The organism is Pseudomonas sp. Snoq117.2, assembly GCF_900110545.1.
Lineage (GTDB): Bacteria > Pseudomonadota > Gammaproteobacteria > Pseudomonadales > Pseudomonadaceae > Chryseomonas > Chryseomonas benzopyrenica.
Genome location: NZ_FOED01000004.1, coordinates 35845 through 60376, shown reverse-complemented (window position 1 = coordinate 60376; position 24532 = coordinate 35845). Strand labels below are relative to the sequence as shown.

At 66.7% G+C, this 24532-nt stretch carries 19 protein-coding genes; 15 read left to right on the top strand and 4 right to left on the bottom strand.

Annotated elements, in window-relative coordinates; genetic code table 11:
- Nucleotides 1–148: 148 nt before the first annotated feature.
- Entirely contained in the window at nucleotides 149–2137 is a 1989-nt protein-coding gene (gene aceF / locus BMZ43_RS12140) for a dihydrolipoyllysine-residue acetyltransferase (RefSeq protein WP_064307371.1), read from the bottom strand.
- 28 nt (nucleotides 2138–2165) lie between these two features.
- The gene (gene aceE / locus BMZ43_RS12135; RefSeq protein WP_093253899.1) at nucleotides 2166–4808 is read right to left on the bottom strand and encodes a pyruvate dehydrogenase (acetyl-transferring), homodimeric type; all 2643 of its coding nucleotides are present in this window, start codon (nucleotides 4806–4808) and stop codon (nucleotides 2166–2168) included.
- A 329-nt stretch (nucleotides 4809–5137) separates the two neighbouring features.
- On the opposite strand from aceE, the gene glnE reads away from it, so the two are divergent.
- The 13 genes from glnE (at nucleotide 5138) to BMZ43_RS12070 (ending at nucleotide 21078) form a co-directional block, all read left to right on the top strand.
- On the top strand, nucleotides 5138–8098 hold the full coding sequence (gene glnE, locus BMZ43_RS12130; RefSeq protein ID WP_017640102.1) for a bifunctional [glutamate--ammonia ligase]-adenylyl-L-tyrosine phosphorylase/[glutamate--ammonia-ligase] adenylyltransferase: 2961 nt from the start codon (nucleotides 5138–5140) through the stop codon (nucleotides 8096–8098).
- A gap of 113 nt (nucleotides 8099–8211) precedes the next feature.
- Nucleotides 8212–9246, top strand: coding sequence for a lipopolysaccharide heptosyltransferase II (gene waaF, locus BMZ43_RS12125; protein ID WP_093253896.1), 1035 nt, complete (start codon nucleotides 8212–8214; stop codon nucleotides 9244–9246).
- Entirely contained in the window at nucleotides 9247–10254 is a 1008-nt protein-coding gene (gene waaC / locus BMZ43_RS12120; RefSeq protein WP_017640104.1) for a lipopolysaccharide heptosyltransferase I, read from the top strand.
- Nucleotides 10251–11369 (top strand): glycosyltransferase family 4 protein, encoded by a 1119-nt coding sequence (locus tag BMZ43_RS12115; protein WP_093253893.1) that lies wholly within the window; start codon nucleotides 10251–10253, stop codon nucleotides 11367–11369. The genes waaC and BMZ43_RS12115 overlap by 4 nt, the downstream gene beginning before the upstream one ends.
- Nucleotides 11366–12172 carry a lipopolysaccharide core heptose(I) kinase RfaP gene (gene rfaP, locus BMZ43_RS12110; protein ID WP_093253890.1) on the top strand — a complete coding sequence of 269 codons (807 nt, stop codon included), beginning with the start codon at nucleotides 11366–11368 and terminating at the stop codon, nucleotides 12170–12172. Before BMZ43_RS12115 ends, rfaP begins: the two co-directional genes overlap by 4 nt.
- Nucleotides 12172–12903, top strand: a complete 732-nt coding sequence (locus tag BMZ43_RS12105) for a lipopolysaccharide kinase InaA family protein (protein ID WP_017640107.1) — start codon at nucleotides 12172–12174, stop codon at nucleotides 12901–12903. Before rfaP ends, BMZ43_RS12105 begins: the two co-directional genes overlap by 1 nt.
- A complete protein-coding gene (locus BMZ43_RS12100) occupies nucleotides 12900–13655 on the top strand; it encodes a lipopolysaccharide kinase InaA family protein (protein ID WP_064307365.1) in 756 nt (251 codons plus the stop codon). The genes BMZ43_RS12105 and BMZ43_RS12100 overlap by 4 nt, the downstream gene beginning before the upstream one ends.
- The gene (locus tag BMZ43_RS12095; RefSeq protein ID WP_093253887.1) at nucleotides 13652–15073 is read left to right on the top strand and encodes a lipopolysaccharide kinase InaA family protein; all 1422 of its coding nucleotides are present in this window, start codon (nucleotides 13652–13654) and stop codon (nucleotides 15071–15073) included. Before BMZ43_RS12100 ends, BMZ43_RS12095 begins: the two co-directional genes overlap by 4 nt.
- Before the next feature lie 186 nt (nucleotides 15074–15259).
- Nucleotides 15260–17002 (top strand): carbamoyltransferase family protein, encoded by a 1743-nt coding sequence (locus BMZ43_RS12090; RefSeq protein WP_093253884.1) that lies wholly within the window; start codon nucleotides 15260–15262, stop codon nucleotides 17000–17002.
- Nucleotides 16999–18132 carry a glycosyltransferase gene (locus BMZ43_RS12085; protein ID WP_093253880.1) on the top strand — a complete coding sequence of 378 codons (1134 nt, stop codon included), beginning with the start codon at nucleotides 16999–17001 and terminating at the stop codon, nucleotides 18130–18132. The genes BMZ43_RS12090 and BMZ43_RS12085 overlap by 4 nt, the downstream gene beginning before the upstream one ends.
- Nucleotides 18129–19088 (top strand): glycosyltransferase family protein, encoded by a 960-nt coding sequence (locus BMZ43_RS12080; protein WP_093253876.1) that lies wholly within the window; start codon nucleotides 18129–18131, stop codon nucleotides 19086–19088. Before BMZ43_RS12085 ends, BMZ43_RS12080 begins: the two co-directional genes overlap by 4 nt.
- A 50-nt stretch (nucleotides 19089–19138) precedes the next feature.
- Complete coding sequence (locus tag BMZ43_RS12075) at nucleotides 19139–19900, top strand: glycosyltransferase family 2 protein (RefSeq protein WP_017640113.1); 762 nt, start codon at nucleotides 19139–19141, stop codon at nucleotides 19898–19900.
- A gap of 5 nt (nucleotides 19901–19905) precedes the next feature.
- Entirely contained in the window at nucleotides 19906–21078 is a 1173-nt protein-coding gene (locus BMZ43_RS12070) for an O-antigen ligase family protein (protein ID WP_064307360.1), read from the top strand.
- 1 nt (nucleotide 21079) lies between these two features.
- On the opposite strand, the gene BMZ43_RS12065 is transcribed toward BMZ43_RS12070, so the two are convergent.
- Complete coding sequence (locus tag BMZ43_RS12065) at nucleotides 21080–21721, bottom strand: lipopolysaccharide kinase InaA family protein (RefSeq protein WP_064307359.1); 642 nt, start codon at nucleotides 21719–21721, stop codon at nucleotides 21080–21082.
- Nucleotides 21722–21838: 117 nt separating this feature from the next.
- On the opposite strand from BMZ43_RS12065, the gene BMZ43_RS12060 reads away from it, so the two are divergent.
- Entirely contained in the window at nucleotides 21839–22888 is a 1050-nt protein-coding gene (locus BMZ43_RS12060; RefSeq protein WP_093253871.1) for a hypothetical protein, read from the top strand.
- A gap of 22 nt (nucleotides 22889–22910) precedes the next feature.
- Entirely contained in the window at nucleotides 22911–23750 is an 840-nt protein-coding gene (locus tag BMZ43_RS12055; RefSeq protein WP_093253867.1) for a glycosyltransferase family protein, read from the top strand.
- Here the strand turns inward: BMZ43_RS12055 and BMZ43_RS12050 are convergent.
- A complete protein-coding gene (locus BMZ43_RS12050) occupies nucleotides 23725–24321 on the bottom strand; it encodes a serine acetyltransferase (RefSeq protein WP_093253863.1) in 597 nt (198 codons plus the stop codon). The genes BMZ43_RS12055 and BMZ43_RS12050 overlap by 26 nt on opposite strands.
- Between the last annotated feature and the right edge of the window lie 211 nt (nucleotides 24322–24532).

The following is a 24532-nucleotide window of genomic DNA, read 5'->3' as shown; positions in this document are numbered from 1 at the left end:
CCCAGGGCATGCAAGGGGCGACGCTCAGGGCGCTCATCCTACCTTTTTCCTGGATCTTTCGGTTGATCTGGCAGCAAAAACCCCGCATGAGCGGGGTTCTTGCTACACCAGAAGACGGTAGCGGGAAGCCATTACCGTCCTGTGGCGTTTACAGCAGCAGGCTGCGGATTTCCGTCAGCAGATCGCCCAGGCGCTTGGTGAAGCGCGCGGCAGCTGCCCCGTTGATCACGCGGTGATCGTAGGACAGCGACAGCGGCAGCATCAGGCGCGGCTGGAAGGCCTTGCCGTCCCAGACCGGCTGCATGCTGGCCTTGGACACGCCGAGGATCGCCACTTCCGGGGCATTGACGATCGGCGTGAAGCCGGTACCGCCGATGTGACCCAGGCTGGAAATGGTGAAGCAGGCGCCCTGCATGTCGTCACCGCTGAGCTTCTTGGTCCGCGCCTTTTCCGCCAGCTGGGCGGCTTCGGCGGCGAGTTGCAGGAGGCTCTTCTGGTCGACGTTGCGGATGACCGGGACCAGCAGGCCGTCCGGGGTGTCCACGGCGAAGCCGATATGCACGTACTTCTTGCGGATCACCGCCTTGCCGCTGGGGGCCAGGGAGGCGTTGAAGTCCGGCAGTTCCTTGAGCACATGGGCACAGGCCTTGAGCAGGAACGGCAGGATGGTCAACTTGACGCCGGCCTTTTCCGCGACGGCTTTCTGGCCGACCCGGAAGGCTTCCAGATCGGTCACGTCGGACTGGTCGAACTGGGTCACGTGGGGCACGTTCAGCCAGCTGCGATGCAGGTTGTTGGCACCGACCTGCATGAGGCGCGTCATCGGCACCTCTTCGATCTCGCCGAACTTGCTGAAGTCCACGGTGGGGATCGGCGGAATGCCGGCACCACCGGTGGCCCCTGCAGCCGCGGCCGGAGCCGCCTTGCTCTTCTGCAGCTGATCCTTGACGTAGGCCTGGACGTCTTCCTTGAGGATGCGGCCCTTGGGACCGGTCGGGGTGACCTCGCCCAGATCGACGCCGAACTCGCGGGCGACCATGCGCACGGCCGGGCCGGCATGGACCTTCTTGCCCTTGCCGGCGGCGGGTGCGCTGGCCGGGGCGGCAGCCTTGGCCGGAGCCTCGGCTTTCTTCTCGGCAGCCGGCGCGCTGGCGGCGGTGCTGCCGGCAGCCGGCTTGGCCGCCTGCTTGGGCGCGGCACCGGCCACCTTCAGGGTCAGGATCAGATCACCGGTCTTGGCCTGGTCATTGACCTTGATGGCGACGCTTTCCACCACGCCCGCCTTGGGCGCCGGGATTTCCATGCTGGCCTTGTCGGACTCCAGCACGATCAGCGACTGCTCGGCCTTGACCTGCTCACCGGCCTTGACCAGCACCTCGATGACGTTGGCACTACCGGTGGAGCCGATGTCGGGGACCTTGATCTCCTCGACCGACTCACCGGCCGGCTCGGCGGCAGCTTCCTCGTGCAGCTCGGGCTCGGCGGCTTCCTTGGCGGGCTTGTCGCCGGCCTTGGATTCGACGCTCTTGCTCGGCTTGGCATTGGCGGCGCCCTTGAGCACCAGGATCAGATCGCCGGTGCCCACTTCGTCGCCGACCTTGACGGAAACGCTCTCCACCACGCCCGCGGCGGGGGAGGGGATTTCCATGCTGGCCTTGTCGGATTCCAGGGTGATCAGCGTCTGCTCGGCGGCGATGGTGTCGCCGGGCTTGACCGCCACCTCGATGATGCTGGCCTTGCCGCTGGAGCCGATGTCCGGAACGTGAATTTCCTGGGACTCGCCTTCGCCGGCGGACGCCGAAGCGTCCTCGTCGCCGGCTGGCGTCGGGGTTTCGCTTTCCTCGACCTGGGTCTGCTTGGACTCGGCCTTGGGTTCGGCGGCGGGTTCGCTGCCGGTGGCGGCGTCCTCGCCTTCCAGGTCGATTAGCAGATCACCGGTCTTGAGGGTGTCGCCGACCTTGATGTGCAGGGCGGCGATCTTGCCGGCCTTGGGGGCCGGAATCTCCATGCTGGCCTTGTCGGACTCCAGCACCACCAGGCTCTGTTCGGCCTCGACGGTATCGCCGACCTTCACCAGCAGCTCGATGACTTCGCCGTCGCCACTGCCGATGTCGGGTACGCGGATGGTCTCGCTCACAATTGTTTCCTCTTATCCGTGTGCCGCATCAGCAATCCAGGGGATTGCGCTTCTCGGTGTCGATGCCGAACTTGGTGATGGCATCGGCCACGACCTTGCGTTCCAGCTTGCCTTGGTTGGCCAGCGCCTGCAGAGCGGCGACGGCGACCCAGCGACGATCGACCTCGAAGTGATCACGCAGCTTCTTGCGGCTGTCGCTGCGACCGAAGCCGTCGGTACCCAGCACCTGGAATTCGGTGGGGACCCACTGGCGGATCTGATCGGCGAACAGCTTCATGTAGTCGGTGGAGGCGATGACCGGACCCTGGCGCTCGCCCAGGCACTGCTCGACGTAGGTCAGGCGGCGCTCTTCCAGCGGGTGCAGGCGGTTCCAGCGATCCACGGCCAGGCCTTCGCGGCGCAGTTCGTTGAAGCTGGTGACGCTCCAGATATCGGCGCCGACGCCCATCTCGCGTAGCAGGCTCGCGGCAGCGCGGACCTCGTTGAGGATGGTGCCCGAGCCCAGCAGCTGGACGCGGTGCTTGAAGTCGCCCTGCTCTTCTTCCAGCAGGTACATGCCCTTGATGATGCCTTCTTCGACACCTGCGGGCATGGCCGGCTGCTGGTAGTTCTCGTTCATCACGGTGATGTAGTAGAAGACGCTCTGCTGCAGTTCCATCATCTGATGGATGCCTTCACGCATGATCACTGCCAGCTCGTAGGCATAGGTGGGATCGTAGCTGCGGCAGTTGGGGATGGTGCCGGCCAGGATGTGGCTGTGACCGTCCTCGTGCTGCAGGCCTTCGCCGTTGAGGGTGGTACGGCCGGAGGTGCCGCCCAGCAGGAAGCCGCGGGTCTGGGCATCGCCCGCCGCCCAGGCCAGGTCGCCGATGCGCTGGAAGCCGAACATCGAATAGAAGATGTAGACCGGCAGCATGGGCTGGTTGTAGTTGCTGTAGGCGGTGCCGGCGGCGATGAAGGAGGACATGGCGCCCGCTTCGTTGAGGCCTTCCTGGAGGATCTGGCCGTCCTTCTCTTCGCGGTAGTACATCACCTGGTCGCGATCGACCGGCTCATAGAGCTGGCCATGGGGCGAGTAGATGCCCAACTGGCGGAACATGCCTTCCATGCCGAAGGTACGGGCCTCGTCGGCGAGGATGGGCACGATGCGCTTGCCCAGGTCCTTGTCCTTGACCAGTTGCGACAGGATGCGGCCGAAGGCCATGGTGGTGGAGATCTCGCGATCACCGGAGCCGTCCAGTACCGCCTTCAGGGTGTCCAGCGGCGGGGTGGGGATGCTGATGCTGCGGGCGCGACGCTGGGGCAGGTGACCACCCAGGGACTCGCGGCGGCCCATCAGGTACTTCATCTCGGCGCTGTCGTCGGCCGGACGATAGAAGGGCAGCTCGCTGAGCTGGGAATCGTTCAGCGGGATGTCGAAGCGATCGCGGAATTTCTTCAGCGACTCCACATCGACCTTCTTGGTGTTGTGCGCGGTGTTCTTGGCTTCGCCCGCACCGGTGCCATAGCCCTTGATGGTCTTGGCCAGGATGACGGTGGGCTGGCCCTTGTGGTTGACCGCCTGGTGGTAGGCCGCATAGACCTTGTAGGGGTCGTGACCGCCGCGGTTGAGCTTCCAGATCTCGTCGTCGGACAGGTCCTCGACCATCTTGAGCAGCTCGGGATTGGCGCCGAAGAAGTGCTTGCGCACATAGGCACCGTCTTTGGCCTTGTAGTTCTGGTATTCACCATCGACCACGGCGTCCATGCGTTGCTGCATGCGACCTTCGGTGTCGCGGGCGAACAGCGGATCCCACATGCGGCCCCAGAGGACCTTGGTGACGTTCCAGTCGGCGCCACGGAAGATGCCTTCCAGTTCCTGGACGATTTTGCCGTTACCACGTACCGGGCCGTCGAGGCGCTGCAGGTTGCAGTTGATGACGAAGATCAGGTTGTCGAGGTTCTCGCGGCCGGCCAGGGAGATGGCGCCCAGGGTTTCCGGCTCGTCGCACTCGCCGTCGCCGATGAAGCACCAGACCTTCTGCTTGCCGGCGGGGATGTAGCCGCGGTTCTCCAGGTACTTCATGAAGCGGGCCTGGTAGATGGCGGTGATCGGACCCAGACCCATGGAGACGGTCGGGAACTGCCAGAAGTCGGGCATCAGGTGCGGGTGCGGGTAGCTCGACAGCCCCTTGCCGTCCACTTCCTGACGGAAGTTGTTCATCTGGTCTTCGGAGAGGCGGCCTTCCAGGAAGGCACGGGCGTAGACGCCGGGCGAGGCATGGCCCTGGTAGTAGATCAGGTCGCCGCCGTGCTCTTCGTTGGGCGCCTTCCAGAAATAGTTGAAGCCGATGTCATAGAGGGTGGCGCTGGAGGCGAAGGTGGAGATGTGGCCACCCAGATCCGGATCCTTGAGGTTGGCGCGCATGACCATCGCCAGGGCGTTCCAGCGGACCAGCGAGCGGATGCGCCGCTCCATGAACAGGTCGCCCGGCATATGGGCTTCCTTGGTCACTGGAATGGTGTTGCGATAGGGGGTATTGATGGAGTAGGGCAGCTGGGTACCACTGCGGGTAGCCAGTTCACCCATGCGGGTCATCAGATAATGAACGCGCTCCTCGCCTTCGTGGTCGAGGACGGACTCCAGGGCGTCCAGCCATTCCTGGGTTTCGACGGGATCGAGATCTTGCATGGCTTGCTCCAGGGCGGAAAGGCTTCCAAAATCGGTCGCCTCAGGGTCGCCGCCGGCCTCTTGGGGGCAGCGAAAATTCTTGGATTTATGACCGGACGGTTCCGATCGGCGTGTAGTTTTACTACAAATTCAAATCCGTTTCAGCTCCGAGCTGTAATGCGATAAAAAACAATTCGACGTTTGTCGAACGCGCTGCTCATGGGCTCGCGAACTCCGAACCGCGGACGTGAAAACGGTTCCCGCTCGGACCAGGTGGTCCGTCGGAATGTCCCTGGCATGGGGTTCGCGGCAGGGTGGTGGGGTTCGACCGTCCCTGCGCAGGACTGCCCATGATACCCCTCCTTCGTCCCGATCTGCCTCCGACTCTCGTCGCATGTGCCGAGCTCGCCGACCGGCGCCTGGCCGACGCCCTGGCCACGCTGCCCGCGGCTGCCGCCCGCCAGGCAGACTGGTCCGCGGCGCAGCGTGCCGACTGGCGGCGGGTGGCAGCTCTCAGTGACTTCGTCGTCGAGCAGTTCTGCCGCCTGCCCGAGCCCTGCCTGGCATTGGTCGACAGTGGCGATCTGGAGCTGTCACTGGCACCGGGCGAGATGGCGCAGCGGTTGCGCGAGGCGCTCGTCGATTGCCCGGACGAGGCCGAACTGGGGCGCCGGCTGCGGCGGTTCCGCATGTTGCAGCAGGTGCGCATCGTCTGGCGCGACCTGACTCGCCGGGCCGATCTGGTGGAGACCTGCCGCGACCTCAGCGAGCTGGCCGATGCCTGCATCGACCAGGCCTGCGCCTGGCTCTACGCCCAGCAGTGCGCCCAGTTCGGCGTGCCGACCGGGCGCCACAGTGGCCAGCCACAGCAACTGGTGGTGCTGGGCATGGGCAAGCTGGGTGCGGGGGAGCTCAATCTGTCCTCCGATATCGACCTGATCTTCGCCTATGGCGAGGCCGGGGAGACCCGCGGCGCACGGCGCGAGCAGGACAACCAGGAATTCTTCACCCGCCTCGGGCAGCGCCTGATCAAGGCGCTGGATGCCACCACGGTGGAGGGCTTCGTCTTCCGCGTCGACATGCGCCTGCGGCCCTATGGCAGCGCCGGCGCCCTGGTGCTGAGCTTTGCCGCCATGGAACTCTATTACCAGGACCAGGGCCGCGACTGGGAACGCTACGCCATGATCAAGGCACGGGTGGTCGGCGGCGACCAGGTCAGCGGCGCCGAGCTGCTGACCCTGCTGCGACCCTTCGTCTATCGGCGCTATCTGGATTTTTCCGCCATCGAAGCCCTGCGCAGCATGAAGCAGCTGATTCGCCAGGAGGTGCGCCGCCGCGGCATGACCGACAACGTCAAGCTGGGTGCGGGCGGTATCCGTGAGGTGGAGTTCATCGCCCAGGCCTACCAGCTGATCCACGGCGGGCGTGATCCGGCGCTGCAACAGCGACCGCTGCTCAGGGTACTGACCAGTCTGCGCGAGCGCGACTATCTGCCGGCCGCGGCCGAAGCGGAGCTCCGCGAGGGCTACTGCTTCCTGCGCTATGTCGAGCATGGGTTGCAGGCCATCGCCGACCAGCAGACCCAGACCCTGCCGGTGGATCCCCAGGGGCGGGCGCGGGTGGCCTTCCTCATGGGCTATGCCGACTGGGATGAATTCAGCGCGGCGCTCGACGGCTGGCGCAGCCGCATCGACTGGCATTTCCAGCAGACCATCGCCGATCCCGAGGAGGAGACCCAGAGCGCCGAGCTGGAAGACAGCTGGCTGCCGCTGTGGGAAGACCTGCTCGACCCCGAGGAGTCCCTGGCGCGACTGCGCGAGGCGGGCTTCCAAGCGCCGGAGCAGGCGCTGGAACTGCTGGCCAACCTGCGTGCCAGTGGCCAGGTGCGCGCCATGCAGCGCGCCGGTCGCGAACGCCTGGATGCCTTCATGCCGCGGCTGCTGGATGCGGTCAGCGCCGACGAGCAACCCGATCGGGCGCTGGAGCGGGTGCTGCCGCTGGTGGAGGCGGTGGCGCGACGCTCCGCCTACCTGGTCCTGCTCAGCGAGAATCCGCCGGCCCTGGCACGGCTGCTGGAACTCTGCGGCGCCAGTGCCTGGGTGGCCGAGCAGATCGCCCGCTATCCAGCGTTGCTCGACGAATTGCTCAACGAGGGTCGGCTCTACCATCCGCCGCAGAAGCCGGAGTTGGCTGCCGAATTGCGCGAACGTCTGATGCGCCTGCCCGAAGAGGACCTGGAGCAGCAGATGGACGTGCTGCGCCACTTCAAGCGCGCCCACAGCCTGCGAGTGGCGGCGGCGGAGATCGCCGGCAGCCTGCCGCTGATGAAGGTCAGCGACTACCTGACCTGGCTGGCCGAGGTGATCCTCGAAGAGGTCTTCGGCCTGGCCTGGCGCCAGCTGGTGCAGCGCCATGGCACGCCGCAGCGGCGCGACGGCTCGCCCTGCCAGCCGGACTTCATCGTCGTCGGCTACGGCAAGGTCGGCGGCATCGAGCTGGGCCACGGCTCGGACCTCGACCTGGTGTTCATCCACGACGCCGATCCCCTGGCCGAGACCGATGGCGCCAAGCCCATGGATGGCGCCCAGTTCTTCAATCGCCTCGGCCAGCGCATCATCCATCTGCTCACCACCACCACCCCGGTGGGCACCCTCTACGAGGTGGACATGCGCCTGCGGCCGTCCGGCGCGGCGGGGCTGCTGGTGAGTTCGCTGGAGGCCTTCGAGCGCTACCAGCAGAGCGAGGCCTGGACCTGGGAGCACCAGGCGCTGGTGCGGGCGCGGGTGGTGGCGGGTTGTCCACGTCTAGGAGAACGCTTCGACGAGGTGCGGGCGCGCATCCTCGGTCGGCAGCGGGAGCTGGCGACCCTGCAGGCCGACGTGGCCGGCATGCGCGACAAGATGCTCGACAACCTCGGCACCGCGGTGACCGCCGGCGGACTGGGGCCGAACGCGCGCCGGCCGGAGCAGCTGTTCGACCTCAAGCAGGATGCCGGCGGTATCGTCGATATCGAATTTATGGTCCAATATGCCGTTCTGGCCTGGTCGTGGCAGCATCCCGAATTGCTGCGTTTTCCCGACAACATCCGCATCCTGGAATCCCTCGAAGCGGCTGGTCTGGTACCGGCCACGGACGCCATTGCCCTGCGCGAAGCCTACAAGGCCTACCGCGCCGCGCTGCACCGCCTGGTCCTGCAGAAGCAGCCGGGCAAGGTACCGGCCGACGGCTTTCTCGCCGAGCGCGACGAAGTGCGCCGTATCTGGCACGGCCTGGGGCTGGACACGCCGTCCGGCAATCCGGCCACCTTTTAGGCCGCCATCAGTAAGGAGAGGCAAGATGTCGATGTCCGTGCGCGAGCTTTCGATCAGGCCGGGCCTGAGGGAGTGGGAGTCGGCCACCCGCTAGGTGCCGATCGCCTTCCAGCATGAATATTCTGATCATCGGACCCAGTTGGGTCGGCGACATGGTGATGGCGCAGACCCTCTTCGTCTGTCTCAAGCGCCAGCACCCCGACTGCCAGATCGACGTCCTCGCCCCCGAGTGGAGTCGCCCGCTGCTCGAGCGCATGCCCGAGGTGCGCGAAGCCCTGAGCTTTCCCCTCGGCCATGGCGCCTTCGAGCTGGCCACCCGCCGGCGCATCGGCCAGCAGCTGCGTGGTCGCTATGACCAGGCGATCCTCTTGCCTAATTCGCTGAAGTCGGCGCTGGTGCCCTATTTCGCCGGCATCCCCAAGCGTACCGGTTGGCGCGGCGAGATGAGATTTGGCCTGCTCAACGACATCCGCACCCTCGACAAGGCGCGCTATCCGCTGATGATCGAGCGCTTCATGGCGCTTGCTTACGCGCCCGGTGCGGAGTTGCCCAAACCCTATCCCAAGCCACGGCTGGCCATCGACCCGGCCAGCCGTGACGCCGCCCTGGAGCGCTTCGGCCTGAGCCTGGACCGGCCGGTGCTGGCGCTCTGCCCGGGCGCCGAATTCGGCGAGGCCAAGCGCTGGCCGGCCGAGCACTACGCCGCCGTGGCCGATGCCCGGCTGCGCCAGGGCTGGCAGGTCTGGCTGTTCGGTTCGCAGAAGGATGCCCCGGGTGGCGAGGAGATCCGCGAATGGGTCACCCCCGGCTTCGAAGAGGATGTCTACAACCTCGCCGGGCGTACCTCCCTGGCCGAGGCCATCGACCTGCTTTCCTGTGCCGGTGCGGTCATCAGCAACGATTCCGGTCTGATGCACGTGGCCGCTGCCCTGGATCGCCCGCTGGTGGCGGTCTATGGCTCCACCTCGCCGGGCTTCACGCCGCCGCTGGCCAGCCAGGTCGAGGTGGTGCGCCTGGGGCTGGAGTGCAGTCCCTGCTTCGACCGTACCTGCCGCTTCGGCCATTACGATTGCCTGCGCCTGCTGCAGCCGAGCCTGGTGCAGGAGGCGCTTGGCCGCCTGGTCGCCGATCCGATCGAGGTGGGCTAGATGCGCGTGCTGCTGATCAAGACCTCCTCCCTCGGCGATGTCATCCATACCCTGCCGGCCCTGACAGATGCGGCCCGGGCCATTCCCGGCATCTGCTTCGACTGGGTGGTGGAGGAGGGCTTCGCCGAGATTCCCGCCTGGCACCCGGCTGTGAGCCAGGTGATTCCGGTGGCCCTGCGCCGCTGGCGCAAGCAGCCCTTTTCCGCCTGGGCCAGTGGCGAGTGGGGCGAATTCAAGAGTCGCGTGCGCGAGCAGCGCTATGACCGGGTGATCGATGCCCAGGGCCTGCTCAAGAGCGCCTGGCTGACCCGTTACGCCGAGGCGCCGGTCGCCGGTCTCGACCGCAATTCCGCGCGCGAGCCCCTGGCCAGCCGCTTCTATGACGAGCGCTATCACGTCGCCAAGGGGCAGCACGCCCTGGAGCGGATCCGCCAGCTGTTCGCCCAGGCCCTGGACTATCCGCTGCCGGCGGGCGTGGGTGATTACGGCCTGGATCGGCAACGTCTGGCCGGCCCCAACGAGACGCCCTATGTAGTGTTCCTGCACGGCACCACCTGGGTCAGCAAGCACTGGCCCGAAGCGCACTGGCGCGAATTGGCCGAGCGCATGAGCCAACTGGACTGGCCGGTGCGACTGCTGTGGGGCAACGAGGCGGAACATGCCCGTGCCGAACGCATCGCCGACGGCCTGGATGGCGTCCAGGTGCTGCCGCGCCTGAATCTCGCCGGGGTGGCCAAGGTGCTGGCCGGCGCCCGGGCCTGCGTGGCGGTGGATACCGGGCTGGGTCACTTGGCGGCCGCCCTGGATGTACCCACCGTCTCGCTCTATGGCCCGACCAGTCCGAAAAAGGTCGGCGCCTATGGCCGCGCCCAGGTGCACCTGAGTGCCGTGGGCCTGGATGGCACCGACGAGCCGCGCGATCAGCCCGCCGCGAGTCTGGCCGCCCTGACCCCGGAGCGGGTCGAACTGGAACTGGAAACCCTGCTGTTGGAAGACCTCCCCGCATGACCCTGGCTTTCGTGCTCTACAAGTACTTTCCCTTTGGCGGCCTGCAGCGGGACTTCCTGCGCATCGCCCAGGAGTGCCAGCGCCGGGGCCATGCCATCCGCGTTTACACCCTGATCTGGGAAGGCCCGGTGCCGGAGGGCTTCGACGTGCGGGTGGCCAGGGTCAGCGCCCTGTTCAATCACCGGCGCAACGAGAAATTCCACGCCTGGCTGGAGGCCGACCTCGCCCGCGATCCGGTGGATCGGGTGATCGGCTTCAACAAGATGCCGGGGCTGGACGTCTACTACGCCGCCGATCCCTGCTTCGAGGACAAGGCCCAGACCCTGCGCAATCCGCTCTATCGCCAGTGGGGCCGCTATCGCCATTTCGCCGAATACGAACGCGCGGTGTTCGCCCCCGAGTCGCCGACCGAGATCCTGATGATCTCCGAGGTGCAGCAGCCGTTGTTCGTCAAGCACTATGGGACGCCTGCACCGCGCTTCCACCTCTTGCCGCCGGGCATCGCCGCCGATCGCCGTGCGCCGGCCAATGCCGCCGAGATCCGCGCCGACTTCCGCCGTGAATTCGAGCTGGAAGAGGGCGAGCTGCTGCTGGTGCAGATCGGCTCCGGCTTCAAGACCAAGGGCCTGGATCGCAGCCTGCGGGCCCTGGCGTCCTTGCCCAAGGAGCTGCGCCGCCGCACTCGACTCTTCGCCATCGGCCAGGACGATCCCAAGCCCTTCCTGCTGCAGGCCAAGGCCCTGGGCGTGAGCGATCGCGTCCAGATCCTCAAGGGCCGCAGCGACATCCCGCGCTTCCTGCTCGGCGCCGATCTCTTGATCCATCCGGCCTATAACGAGAACACCGGTACCGTGCTGCTGGAGGCGCTGGTCGCCGGGCTGCCGGTGCTGGTCACCGACGTCTGCGGCTATGCCCACTACATCGACGAGGCCCGCGCCGGCGCGGTGGTGCCGTCGCCCTTTGCCCAGGAGACCCTGGACCGGATGCTGGCCGAACTGCTGGCCGATCCCGAGCGCCGCGCGGTGCAGGGTCGCAACGGCCTGGCCTTCGCTGACAGCGCCGATCTCTATTCGCTGCCTGAGCGCGCCGCCGATGTCATCCTGGGGGTGGCATGACCCTGGAATTGCGTGAGCCCTTCGCCAGCCGCTGGGCCGGCCAGGATCCCTTCGTCGCCGTGGAGGCCCTGCAGGGCCAGGTCTATCGCGAGCTGGACGGACGCCGCACCCTGCGCACCGAGGTGGCCGGTCGTGGCTACTTCGTCAAGATCCACCGCGGCATCGGCTGGGGCGAGATCGCCAAGAATCTGCTGCAGGCCAAGCAGCCGGTGCTGGGTGCGCGCCAGGAATGGCAGGCCATCGAACGCCTGCATCAGGTCGGCGTGCCGACCATGACCGCGGTGGCCTTTGGCGAGCGCGGCGTCAATCCGGCGACCCAGCACTCCTTCATCATCACCGAGGAGCTGGCGCCCACCGTCAGCCTCGAAGACTTCAGCCTCGACTGGGTCCGCCAGCCCCCCGAGCCCCTGCTCAAGCGGGCGCTGATCGCCGAGGTGGCGCGCATGACCGGGGCGATGCACCGGGCCGGTGTCAACCATCGCGACTGCTACATCTGCCATTTCCTGCTCGACACCGCCCAGCCGGTCACCGTGGCCAATCTGCGACTCTGGCTGATCGACCTGCACCGCGCCCAGTGCCGCGCCCAGGTGCCCCGGCGCTGGCGCGACAAGGACCTGGCCGGGCTGTATTTCTCCGCCCTGGGCATCGGCTTGACGCGACGTGACTTCCTGCGCTTCCTGCAGGGCTACTTCCAGCGGCCGCTGCGCGAGATCCTGCGCGACGAGGCGCCGCTGCTGGCGCGGCTGGAACGCAAGGCCGCCGCCTTGCTGGAGCGCAAGGAACGCTACGGGGACCGCCTCTGATGGCTGACTGGCGCATCGATTCCAGCGTCGCCCACCTGCCCGAATTCGCGACCCTGGACGCGGTGTTCGCCCTGACCGGCGAACGCCTGACCAGCGATCCGCTGTCGGAAGTGGTACGCATCGAGCGCGACGGCATCCGCTACTACGTCAAGCGCTACCATGGCGCCGGCAAGGGGCTGCGGCGCTATGTCGGGCGGCCGCGGGTCAAGGCCGAGTGGCAGAATCTCAAGCGTTTCGCCAAGTGGGGCATAGCTACCGCGCCGGTGGTGGCCTGGGGGATGGAGCGCTCTCCCCGGGGGTTCACCCGCGGCGCCATGATCACCCGCGAGATTCCCGATACCCTGGATCTCGCCGAACTGGCCCGGCGCGAGGATCCGCGGCTGCGCGACCGGGTCTGGGTGGACAAGGTCAGTCGTCAGCTGGCCGCGGCGACCCGTACCCTGCACGATCACCATTTCGTCCACAACGATCTCAAGTGGCGCAACCTGCTGGTGGATGGCCAGGGCGTGCTCTATCTCATCGACTGCCCGGCTGGCGCCTTCTGGGTCGGCCACTGGCTGCGCTGGCGCATCGTCAAGGACCTGGCCTGCCTGGACAAGGTGGCCAAGTACCAGCTGTCACGCACCCAGCGCCTCAGGTTCTATCTGCAATACCGAGGTCGCGCGCGCCTCAGCGACAACGACAAGGGGCGCATCCGCGAGGTGCTGGACTATTTCAAGGGGCGGGAATGAACGAGGTATGGGCGGCCGAGGATCGGGCCGTGCTGGCCGGCCAGGGCCTGGACAGCTTCGCGGCGCTGTGGGCGCTGGAGCTGACCGCGGTGGACGAACCCAACCAGGGACGCGGCGGTTTCAGTCAGGTGTTTCGCCTTGACGTTAACGGTCATGGCTACTACCTCAAGCGCCAGCGCGACTACCTGACCCGCACCCTGGCCCGCCCGCTGGGCGAGCCGACCTTCGCCCGCGAGAGTCGCAATATCCGCCGCTACGCCGAGCGCGGCATCCCAGCGCTGGAGCTGGCCTATTACGGCGAGCGCCGCGATGACCAGGGCTGGCGTGCCATCTTGCTGACCCGAGCGCTGGATGACTGGCGCGACCTCGACAGCTGGCTGCGCGTCTGGGCGCACCTGGCCCCCGAGGAGCGCCAGGCGGTGCTGGTCGCCGTCGGCGAACTGGCGCGCCAGCTGCATGGCGCCGGCCAGGTGCACGGCTGCTTCTATCCCAAGCATCTGTTCCTGCAGCGTCAGGGCGAAGGCCTGGCCGCGCGGCTGATCGATCTGGAAAAGACCCGGCCGCTGCTGTTCGGCCGGCGCGATCGTCTGCGCGATCTCGAACCCCTGCTGCGCCGCGCGCCGCAATGGAGCGAGCAGGACATCGCCCGCCTGCTGGCGAGTTATCTGGACCAGCCGCTGGACAGCGTCGCCGTGCGCGACTGGAGTCGGCGTCTGGCCGGGCGTCGCCGCCACAAGGAGCGCAAGGCATGACCCTGGAGCAACTGACCAAGGCCGGTCGTGCGCTGACCCTGCCGTTGCGTATCGAACTGCCCAGTGGCGAGTTGGAACTGCTGTCGCTGCTCAGGGTGCTGCCCGGTCAGCGCTATGTCGGCGAGGCCCGCTGGCAGGGCCGGCGAGTGCTGGCCAAGCTACTGGTCGGCGAGCGCGCGAGTCGGCAATTCGCCCGCGAGCGTGAGGGCTGTCGCCTGCTGGCGGCAGCCGCGGCGGCGACCCCCGCGCTGCTGGACAGCGGCGAGGCGAGCGGGCAGGGCGCCTGGTTGCTGTTCGACTTCATCGAGGCGGCGCCCAGCGTCGAGCACCTCTGGCAGCGGATCGCTGGCGAGCCGCCCCTGTCTCCCGCGCAGAACGACCTGCTCGGCGCGGCCCTCGCCACCCTGGCGCGGTTGCACGCCCAGGGCCTCTGGCAGGCCGATCTGCACCTGGACAACCTGCTGGTCAAGGACGGCGCCGCCCTGGTCATAGACGCGGCGGACATCCAGGCCGAAACGGTCGGCCAGCCGCTGTCCCAGGCCCAGGTGCAGGAGAATCTGGCGGTGTTCTTCGCCCAGCTGCCTGCAACCCTGGATGCCCAGCTGGAAGAGCTGCTGATCCACTACCTGCTGGTCAATGCCGAACACGCCCTGCGCCTGGAGGCCCTGCTGGCGCGCACCGCCGAGATTCGTCGCTGGCGCCTGGCCGACTACCTCAAGAAGAGCGGCCGGGAGTGCACCCTGTTCGCCGTCACCCGCAGCGCCTTTGGCCTGATCGCCGTGCGGCGCACCTGGCTGAATCGCCTGGAAGGCCTGCTGGCCGATCCCGATGCGGCCCTGGCCGGTCTGCCGACCTTCAAGGACGGCGGCGCCGCCACCGTGGCCCGGCTGCAGTGGCAGGGTCAGGACCTGGTGCTCAAGCGATACAACATCAAGGGCTTCGGCCACTGGCTGACGCGCTTCTGGCGGCCGAGCCGGGCCTGGCACAGCTGGCGCGAAGGGCACCGGCTGCGCTTCCTTGGTATTCCCACCCCCGAGCCCCTGGCCGTGCGCGAGCGCCGCTTTCTCGGCCTGCGCGGGCGGGCCTATCTGGTGACGCCCTTCGTCGACGGGCCCAATCTGCTGGAGCGCTTCGCGCCCTATGTGGATGCCGCGCCGCCGGTGGCCGAGCTGGAGGCCCTGCTGGCGCTTGTGGAAGCCCTGCGTCGCGAGCGCCTCGGCCATGGCGATTTCAAGGGCACCAACCTGATCTGGCATGAAGGTCGCTGGCTGGTGATCGACCTCGACGCCTTCCAGGCCCATGCCAGCGACCGCGCCTATGCCAGCGCCTATGCCCGCGACCGCGCCCGGCTACTGCGCAACTGGCCGGCCGACAGCGCCCTGCATCGACTGCTCGACGAGCGCCTGCCGCCGGCCTGATCGCCGACCCGCCATCTGTACCGGGGCTGAATCGCCGTGCGCTAGGCCCCGCTCCGGCGTGCGGCCATTACCCGTGGCCTGCCTGAACGGCTATAATTCGCCGTTTTTGAGGCGAGGCGGGCCTGCAGCGGCCTCGCGAAACCCCGGCGAACTCCCCTGGCTTCGCCCTGTACAGAGGCTTTACCTGTGTCCCTGACCGTCCTTGGCCTGTCCGGCGCCCTCAGCCACGATCCCTCCGCCGCGCTCTATATCGACGGCAAGCTGATCGCCGCGGTGGAAGAAGAACGCTTCGTGCGCGACAAGCATGCCAAGAATCGCATGCCCTACGAGTCGGCCAAGTTCTGCCTGGAACAGGCCGGGATCAGCCCCGCCGATGTCGACGTGGTGGCCATCCCCTATGCGCCCATCAGTCTCTTCGGCGAAGCCCGCTGGCACTACGCCAAACGCTATGCCTACGCACCGGATCGCGCCCTGGACGCCATCCTGTTCGGCAATCGCCGCTATCACCGCTACCAGAAGCGCATCGAGTGGTGCCTGGTGCAGCTCGGCTTCGACCTCAAGAAGGTCAAGCTGGAGGCCGTCGAGCACCATCTGGCCCACGCCTCCAGTGCCTATCACTGCTCGGGCTTCAGCGAAAAGACCGCGATCCTCGGCATCGACGGCAAGGGCGAGTACGCCACCACCTTCTTCGGCTACGGCGAGAACGGCAAGATCCACAAGATCAAGGAGTTCTACGACCCGGACTCCCTGGGTGGCCTCTATGGCGCCCTCACCGAATTCCTCGGCTTCGAGATGCTCGACGGCGAATTCAAGGTCATGGGCATGGCGCCCTATGGCGATGCCAGCAAGTACGATTTCTCGCGCCTGGCGAAATTCGAGAACGGCGAGCTGATCATCAACACCGACTACGCCAACGTCATCGGCTTCCGCCGCTACAAGGAAAAGGGCAAGGGCTACTACTTCTCGCCCAAGCTGATCGAGTGGCTGGGGCCCAAGCGGGAAGGCGACATCGCCGACGATCCCTACATCCACTATGCCGCCAGCATGCAGGCACTGTTCGAGAAGCTGGCGCTGGAGATGATGGACTACTACCTGGGCGACATCATCCGCCAGACCGGGAAAATCGCCTTTGCCGGCGGCTGTGCGCTCAACGTCAAGCTCAACCAGAAGATCATCGCCCGTCCCGAGGTCAAGGAGCTGTTCGTCCAGCCGGCTTCGGGCGATGCCGGTACCGCCGTCGGCGCCGCCGCCTACGTCTCCCATGCCCGCGGCGTACCGGTGGAGAAGATGGAGCACGTCTATCTCGGCCCCGGCTACAGCAACGAAGACGTCATCGCCGCCTGCGCCCGCCATCCCAACGCACCCAAGTGGGAGCGGATCGACGACATGCCCCAGCGCATCGCCGAGATCATGGTGGCCGGCAATCCGGTGGCCTGGTTCCAGGGTCGCCTGGAATTCGGTCCGCGCGCCCTGGGCGGTCGCTCCATCATCGGCTGCCCCAGCGTGCCGGGCGTGGCCGATCGCATCAACGCCCAGATCAAGTTCCGCGAGCGCTGGCGGCCGTTCTGCCCGTCCATGCTCGACACCGTGGCGCCGCAGATGCTCAAGGTCGACCATCCCTCGCCCTTCATGACCTTTACCTTCGAGGTCAACGAGGAATGGAAGAGCCGGGTACCCGAGGTGGTCCACGAAGACGGCACCTCCCGCGCCCAGGTGCTGGAGCGCCGGCACAATCCGCGCTGGTACGACCTCATGGTCGAGCTGGAAAAGCTCACCGGCAACGGCGTCTCCCTCAACACCTCGCTCAACCGCCGCGGTGAACCCATGGTCTGCTCGCCCACCGACGCCCTGAACATGTTCTTCGGCTCGGATCTGCAGTACCTGATCATGGAAGACATCCTGGTGGTCAAGGAGGGGGCTGGCCTATGACGCGTTCCGCCGAACCGCGGGTGCTGCAGTTCTGTCACGGCTACGACGGTCCCTTCCTCGACTGCGCCCGCCAGACCGCCAGCCTCTTCGCGGGCAGCGGCTATCGCGTCACCACCGTCTTTCTCACCGGCACCGCCGACGCCGAGGTGGCGGCCGGCTGCGGCAGCGACGAGGTGCTGTTCCTGGAGTACTCCTCCCGGGACGTGCGCGGACTCAAGCTCGGCGCCATCCAGGCGCTGCGCGAGATCGTCCGCTCGCGGGGCATCCGCTTCGTCATCGCCCATAGATTCAAGCCGATCTGGATCGCCTGCCTGGCCACCAATTTGCCGGTGATCGGCGTACACCACGCCTTTGGCGACTACGACCGGCTCGGTCGGCGGCTGTTCGCCAAGCTGATGAGCAAGCGCCTGACGCTCCTGGCAGTCTCCGACGCGGTACGCGACGAGATCCGCCAGCGCCTCAAGGACTGGCCGGCTGAGCGTATCGAGACCCTCTACAACCGCCTGGATGTCGAGGCGGTGGAACGTGAGCTGCTGCCGGCCGATCAGGCCCGCGCCGAGCTCAAGCTGCCCCAGGAGGCCTGGATCGTCGGCAACGTCGGCCGCCTGCATCCGGACAAGGACCAGGCCACTCTGTTGCGCGGCTTCGCCGCCGCTTTGCCGAATCTGCCGGCCAATGCCCTGCTGGCGATTCTCGGCAAGGGCCGCCTGGAAGACGACCTCAAGGACCTGGCCCGCGAACTGGCCATCGCCGACCGGGTACTGTTCCTCGGCCAGGTGGAAGGCGCCCGGCGCTACTTCAAGGCCTTCGACGTCTTTGCCCTGAGTTCCGATCACGAGCCCTTCGGCATGGTCCTGCTGGAAGCCATGGCCGCCGGCGTGCCGCTGATCGCCACCTCCTGCGGCGGCGCCCGGGAGATCGTCGAAGGCGTCGGCTTCCTCTTTCCCCTGGGCGATGCCGAAGCCCTCGGCCAGGGGCTGCAGCACCTGGGTCGGCTGGCACCGAGCCAGCGACGCGCCTGCGTGCAGCACATGCGCGAGCGCCTGGCCGAACGCTTCTCCGATGAGGCCGTGCGCCGCGACTTCTGGCGTTTGCCCATGGTCGCCGCCTTTAAGGCCCCGGCGCCGTGAAAGTCCTGTTCCTGGTCCAGAAGGAGCAACGCATCCTGCTGGACCATTTCTATGCCAGCATCGCCGCCCACTGCGATTGCGACCTGCGCTGGCTGAGTGACGAGGAACAGGCCGACCTGCGCGGCTATTTCCGCCGCGCCGTGCCCCAGCCCGAGCAATACGACCGCATCCTGCTGTTCCTAAGATTCAAGAAGCAGCTCAAACAGGTCTCGTTCATCCGCAGCCTGCCCAATCTGGTGGAGCTGGAACACGACGCCTACCAGAATTTCATCCCCTGCAAGTACACCGGCAAGTTCAGTCGCTACTACCAGACCATGCCCCACGTCCGGGTGCTGGTCTCCGGTGCCGGCGTGGCGCGGCGGCTGCAGGAGGAGGGGGTAGACGCCCACTTCGTGCCCAAGGGCTATGACGACAGCCGCCTGCGCGACCTGGGTGTCGAGCGCGACATCGAACTGGGCTTCGTCGGCAGCCTCGGCAGCGTGGCCTACAGCGGGCGCAAGCAATTGCTGGAAGACCTGGCCAAGGTCGAGCCGCTGCTGATCACCAAGACCCGCTCGGGCGACGAATACCTGCATACCCTCAACCGCATCCGCTACTTCGTTGGCGCCGATGTCGGCATGGGCGAATACATGATCAAGAACTTCGAGGCCATGGCCTGCGGCTGCGTGCTCTTCACCTTCGATCAGGGTGAAGAGGAGAACCGCGCCCTGGGTTTTGCGGATGGCGTCAACGTGGTGCTCTATCGCTCGCTGGACGAGTTGCGCGAGAAACTCGCCCGGCTGCGCGGCGATCCGGCGCACGCCGCGGCCATCGCCAGGGCTGGAGAGGCCCTGGCGCGTCACTCTTTCGCTTTCGGCCACTTGGGTGAGCGCATCGTTTCGGCTATAACCCCAGCGCTGCGACCGGCAGTCGCTCCGGGGTTCCTGCACCGCCTGCTCGGCAGGCTGGGACGCTGATGCGCTGCCCGAGGTCCGGCTTTCGACTCAACTGGCAGAAAGGGTAGAACGTGCAGTTTTCCGCTGACAGCGACATCTCCGTGGTCGTCACCAGTTGCGGGCGCTTCGACCTGCTGCGGCAGACGCTGGCGACCTTCGACGAATTCAACACCGCGCCCATCCGCCGCGTCTTCATCACCGAAGATTCCGGTGACGAGGCGGTACGGGACTGCATCCCCGCCCATTGGCGCGAACACACCGAGTTCATCGTCAACAATCCCAAGCTTGGCCAGATGCGCAGTGTCGACGCCGCCTATGCCCGGGTCGAGACCAGCTGGATCTTCCACTGCGAAGACGACTGGGCCTTCTATCGCCCGGGCTTCATCGAGGACTCCCAGGCGCTGCTGGAGGCCGATCCCCAGGCGCTGCAGGTCTGGCTGCGCAGCCATGCCCATGACCTGGCGATCCACAGCCCCTACGTCTATCTCAAGTCGCGGCAGGTGCATGCCGGTATCGCCTTTTACGAAGTCGGCTCGCACAAGCCCGAATGGCAGGGTTTTTCCTTCAATCCCGGTCTGCGCCGGCGTGCCGACTATCTGTTACACGCCCCCTATGGCGACCTGAGCGGCGAGAAGGAGCTGTCCCGGCGCTATGCCGACGCCCAGCGCCACGCGCTGATCCTGGAAAACGATGCCGTGCTGCATACCGGCTTCGGCCAGCACGTGGTCAGCGACAAGGACCGCAACGACAAGCAGAAGCGCCGGCGGATGGAACGCATCAAACTGGCACTGGCCTTCCTGGTCGGCGCACTCCTGGGAGCCCTGTTGTGGTGACACCCTTGCTCGATCGCGTGCAGCAGAGTCGTTATTTCACCCTGGCGGTGCTGGTGTTCATGGCCGCCTACCTGTGCATCCCCACGGCCAAGTGGATCAACAGCTACTTCTATGCGGCGATCGCCCTGCCGGCGCTGATCCTCTTCGTGCTGCGGCCGCGGCTGATCGACTGGCGCTCGCCGCTGCTGCTGCTCTGGCTGGTGTTTCTCGCCTGGTTCATCGTGCCGGGGGCACGGGCCGAAGAGGGACAGTTCTTCAAGCATATTCTCTATGTGCTGCTGTTCGTGCTGACCGTGGCCTGCCTGGTGGATGGCGATTTCTTCCGCCGCCCCGGCTTCGTGCGCCTGGCGTTCTGGGTCGTCTGCGCCTATGCCGTGGGTTCCAGCCTGGTGTTCTGGCTCACCGGCCACTATGCGGTCGGCCAGCGGGTCATCCATTTGCCGGGACGCATCTCCAATCCCATCTATGTGAGCATCTGGATGGTCTGCCTGGGCGGCCTGGCCGCGCCCACCTGGATCCGCGAGCGGCGCTGGATCGAGTTGCTGGCGGCGGTGGTGGTCAGCATCGTCGGCATCTCCTTCGCCCTGCAGACCCGTACCGGCCTGGTGGGCATCGGCTTTCTCGCCGCCCTCGGCGTGCTCTTCGCCTTTCCGCGCTTTCCGCTGCGCACCCTGGCGCTGGTCGTCCTGGTCAGTGCCCTGATCGCCGGAGTGGTCCAGGTGGTGCATACCGAAGCCTGGTTCGTCGCCTTCTGGGGCCGGGCGGATTCCGGACGCATCGAGCTGTTCCACTTCATGATCAAGGACTGGGAGTCCTGCGGCTGGTGGCTGGGCTGCGGCCTGGGTTACCAGAGTCACGACCTGCTGCATGGCACCGAGGCCATCCAGCACCCGCACAACATCTTCGTCTCCTTCGGCATCTACACCGGCCTGGTGTCGCTGCTGATCTTCGGCGTGCTGATGCTGGCCAGCCTGGGCGCGGCTCTGCGCCAGCGCGATCCCTGGGGACTCTATCTGGCCGTGGCCCTGCTGATGCTCAATTTCGACGGCGCCAAGCTGATCGGCAATCCGGACGAGTTGTGGCCGCTGGTGCTGTTGCCCGCGGCGATGATCGTCGGCGCCGAGGTGCAGCGCCGGCGCAAGCTGGCGCTGGGACAGGCGGTGCCGGTCCAGTCCTGATCTAGTCCTGCAGCTGCCGGTCGAGCTCGCGCCAGTCCAGGGGCTGGCGGCAGGCTTCGGCATAGGCCCTGAGGAAGGGTTCGCGACCGGGTTCGAACAGCCAGTCGCGATCTTCGCCGTAGCGCAGCAGGTGATGGAAGTTGCGCACCCGCAGGCGCAGCGGCAGACGCCGCGCATGACAGCGCAGATCGGCGATGTCGATCAGGCCCAGTTCGCCTTCTGGCGTCAGCACCACGTTGCCCAGGTGCAGCGAGCGGAAGTAGACGCCACTGTCGTGCAATTCGGCTATGAAGCGACCCAGGGCGGGGCGCAGCGCCGCGGCCTCGTCCGAGGTGCGCAGCTGGCGCAGGGTGGCGCCCGGCAGCGGGCTGTAGTGCACCAGATCGCGCTGCAGCGAGGCGGCGCGATAGACCTCCAGCACCTGCGGACAGGGAATGCCGAGCTCGGCCAGTTGGCGGGCGTTGTCGGCAAAGCGCTGGGCATAGGGAAACAGCGCCGCCGAGGTCAGCAGCCGCTTGCGGCGAAAGAGCTTGAGATAGCTGCCATCGGTGAGGCGCAGGACCTTGTCGCCATGGTGATCGGCTTCCACTACCTGGGCGGCGTCGCGCAGTTCGAGATAGCGCGAATGTTCGAGAGGCTTCATGCAGGACCCGTCAACGTCAGGGCGTGCATGTTACCCGAAGGTGGCAGGCTGTGAAGTGACCCCTGCGACCTATCCGGCCGCTTGTTGCTAGAATCAGATTTTTGCCGGCAGCTTTACATGCGCCCCACACGCCAACTCCTGTATTTCGTCTACGGCGGTGCCCAGGCCTATCGGCAGGAGCTGAAGTTCAGCCTGCTCAGCGCCCTGCACTGGCGGCAGGGCCAGGACATCGCCCTCCGTATCCTGACCGATCGGCCGCAGGACTATCGCGGCTGGCCGGCGGAAGTAGTGGCCATCGAGGCCGCGACGCTCAGGGAGTGGCAGGGGCAGCACGGCTATCTGCACCGCAGCAAGGCCTGCGCCATCGCCTGGGCCTTGCCGCGGGCCGACAGGACCCTGTTCCTGGACAGCGACACCGTGGTCCAGGCGCCGCTGGCGTCGTTGTTTGACGGCATCGACAGCGGACGCGGGCTGCTGGACATCGAGGAGTGGTCCTGGCGCAAGGCCCGTACCCGCCCGGAATTCGCCCGCTTCGCAGCAGCCCTGGCCGCGCGTGGCCAGGAGCCGGCGGAAGAGACCCGGCTCTACAACAGCGGCGTCTGTGGTCTGGCGCGGGTCCATCTGCCGCGGGTCGAGCAGGCCATCGCCCTGATCGACGACTGGCATGGCCACGACGAGGAGGTCCATACCTTGGAGCAGATCGCCCTGTCGTTCAGCCTGGCGGATCTGGCCATCGGCGAGGCGCGCGGCCCCGTGCGCCACTACTACGCGGAAAAGCGCTTTCTGCACTTCATGCTGGCGCACTTCTTCGAGCGCTATGGCGAGGACTTTTCGCCGGCGCTGCAGCAGCACTGGCAGGAGGTGCCCCTGACCAAGCCGCTGCCAGATGTCTGGACCCGGTTGCGGGTGAAGTGGCAGCTGGCCGGTCTGGACAAGCAGCGGGCGAGCCTGGGGCGCAAGCTGCTCTATGGCTGCCTGGCGCCCCAGGACAGCTATGCCCGTGCCTGTCGCCACGTCTGGTGGGAGCGGGCGCTGAGCGAGCGTCTCGGCGGCGGCGATCGCCAGGCCTTCGCCGAAGGCATCTGGCCCAACGACCTGCCGCGTCCGCACCTGGCCGACGAAGCTGGCGCGGCCCTCGACTATCTGCGCAAGCGGGTGCGCGGCTAGGCCGCGATCCCCAGGGAAGTCCATGCGAACGCTCTTTCTCGTTGTCCTCTATGGCTTGCATCCCGCGGAGTCGCCCACCCTCGACAGCCTGCTGGCCCAGCCCCCGGCCAGCCTGCCGGCCGACAGCGCCCTGCTGGTCTGGAACAACGGCCCCCGGACGCTGGAGGACGCGGAGCGCCAGGCGCTGCTGGCAGCCCCGGGTTGGACGACGGTCCTGATCGAGGAAGACCTCGGCAATCCGCCCCTGAGTCGGGTCTACAACCAGGCACTGCGGCTGGGCGCCGAGCGCCTGGTGATCTTCGACCAGGACACCGTGGTGGACGGGCGCTTTCTGCAGGCGCTTGGCCAGGGCGCCGAGTTGCTGGTACCCCTGGTGCTGGGGGCGGGCACCATCCGCTATCCCCACCAGTACAAGGCGGTGGTGACCGCGGAAGGGTCCCTGGATCCCCAGGCCACCGTGACCATCAGTTCGGGCCTGTGCCTGACGCAGGGCCTGGCCGCGCGTATCGCGGCTCGCTACGGCGATGTCTTCGACGAGCGCTTCGCCCTCTATGGCGTCGACGTCTCCTTTTTCCTGCGGGTACAGGCGCTGGCGCGGGACGAGCCGGTGGCGCTGCGCTGCGCGGGCATCCTCGATCATTCGCTGTCCGAACTGGAAGCGGAAACTCCGGCCCAGCGGCGCTTTCGCGACATCGAGAAGTTCTATGTCGCCCTGCTGCTGCGCCTGCACTACAAGGGCGCCTCGCGCGGCAAGGTGCTGCGCTACCTGGGGCGGCAGCTGCTGGGCAATCGGCCGTATCTGTACAGCGTGCTGCCGCAGATGCTGCGGACCATCCTCAGCGGGCGCCATCCCCGGGCGTAGCGCCCGGCAGCGGACGGATCACCGCCTCGTGGCGACTGTAGTAGAGGCTGTCGGCGGGGATGTCGCGCATCACCAGGGCGCCGGCGCCGACCACCACGTTGTCGCCGATGGTCAGGTGGTCGCCGACGATGCAGACGTGGGCGCCAAGGCTGACATTGTCGCCAATGAAGATGCCGACCAGTTGCGCCGGATTGTCGCTCTTGATGCCGATGGTGGTGTGCTGGCGGATCATCACGTTGCGGCCGATCACCGCCAGATTCGACACGCAGATACCCATGCGATGGGGCAGGCGCAGCCCGGGGCCGATACGGGCGCCCAGCAGGATCTCGATATTGTGCCGACGGATCAGCCGGCGATTGATCCGCTCCGCCAGCTTGCGGTAGTTGAGCAGGCCGCGCGGGCGGCAGTACAGGAATTGCGCCAGGCGATACCAGAACAGGAAGCTCGGACTCTCTCCCGCGGTGACGCGCCGGAGCAGACGCTTGAGTCGCAAGGGCTTGCCGGGTGCGTCCAGCACCTCCAGGCGCCAGTAATCCTTGAGTTCGGCGAAGGTGGCGATCAGCGGCGGCATGATAGGTGTTCCGGGGCGGGGGAGGGCAAGCCTGGGCTCTGTACGAAAAGAGTCTGCGCTCGGTGATGCTTCGTTGAAAAAGACATGCGGAATGCTCATTTACCGCTCATAGACTCCGCTTCCTCGGCCTTTTTCGCCTCGCCTGACCTTCGCTCGACGACTTTTCGTGCAGAGCCTAGCGGAAAATCCCGCCGCTGGGTCGGCGGCGGGT

Bases quoted from the DNA above. Each gene is read 5' to 3' on its own strand.
- aceE (WP_093253899.1), bottom strand. From the start codon at position 4,808: ATGCAAGATCTCGATCCCGTCGAAACCCAGGAATGGCTGGACGCCCTG.
- glnE (WP_017640102.1), top strand. From the start codon at position 5,138: ATGATACCCCTCCTTCGTCCCGATCTGCCTCCGACTCTCGTCGCATGT.
- waaF (WP_093253896.1), top strand. From the start codon at position 8,212: ATGAATATTCTGATCATCGGACCCAGTTGGGTCGGCGACATGGTGATG.
- waaC (WP_017640104.1), top strand. From the start codon at position 9,247: ATGCGCGTGCTGCTGATCAAGACCTCCTCCCTCGGCGATGTCATCCAT.
- BMZ43_RS12115 (WP_093253893.1), top strand. From the start codon at position 10,251: ATGACCCTGGCTTTCGTGCTCTACAAGTACTTTCCCTTTGGCGGCCTG.
- rfaP (WP_093253890.1), top strand. From the start codon at position 11,366: ATGACCCTGGAATTGCGTGAGCCCTTCGCCAGCCGCTGGGCCGGCCAG.
- BMZ43_RS12105 (WP_017640107.1), top strand. From the start codon at position 12,172: ATGGCTGACTGGCGCATCGATTCCAGCGTCGCCCACCTGCCCGAATTC.
- BMZ43_RS12100 (WP_064307365.1), top strand. From the start codon at position 12,900: ATGAACGAGGTATGGGCGGCCGAGGATCGGGCCGTGCTGGCCGGCCAG.
- BMZ43_RS12095 (WP_093253887.1), top strand. From the start codon at position 13,652: ATGACCCTGGAGCAACTGACCAAGGCCGGTCGTGCGCTGACCCTGCCG.
- BMZ43_RS12085 (WP_093253880.1), top strand. From the start codon at position 16,999: ATGACGCGTTCCGCCGAACCGCGGGTGCTGCAGTTCTGTCACGGCTAC.
- BMZ43_RS12065 (WP_064307359.1), bottom strand. From the start codon at position 21,721: ATGAAGCCTCTCGAACATTCGCGCTATCTCGAACTGCGCGACGCCGCC.
- BMZ43_RS12060 (WP_093253871.1), top strand. From the start codon at position 21,839: ATGCGCCCCACACGCCAACTCCTGTATTTCGTCTACGGCGGTGCCCAG.
- BMZ43_RS12055 (WP_093253867.1), top strand. From the start codon at position 22,911: ATGCGAACGCTCTTTCTCGTTGTCCTCTATGGCTTGCATCCCGCGGAG.
- BMZ43_RS12050 (WP_093253863.1), bottom strand. From the start codon at position 24,321: ATGCCGCCGCTGATCGCCACCTTCGCCGAACTCAAGGATTACTGGCGC.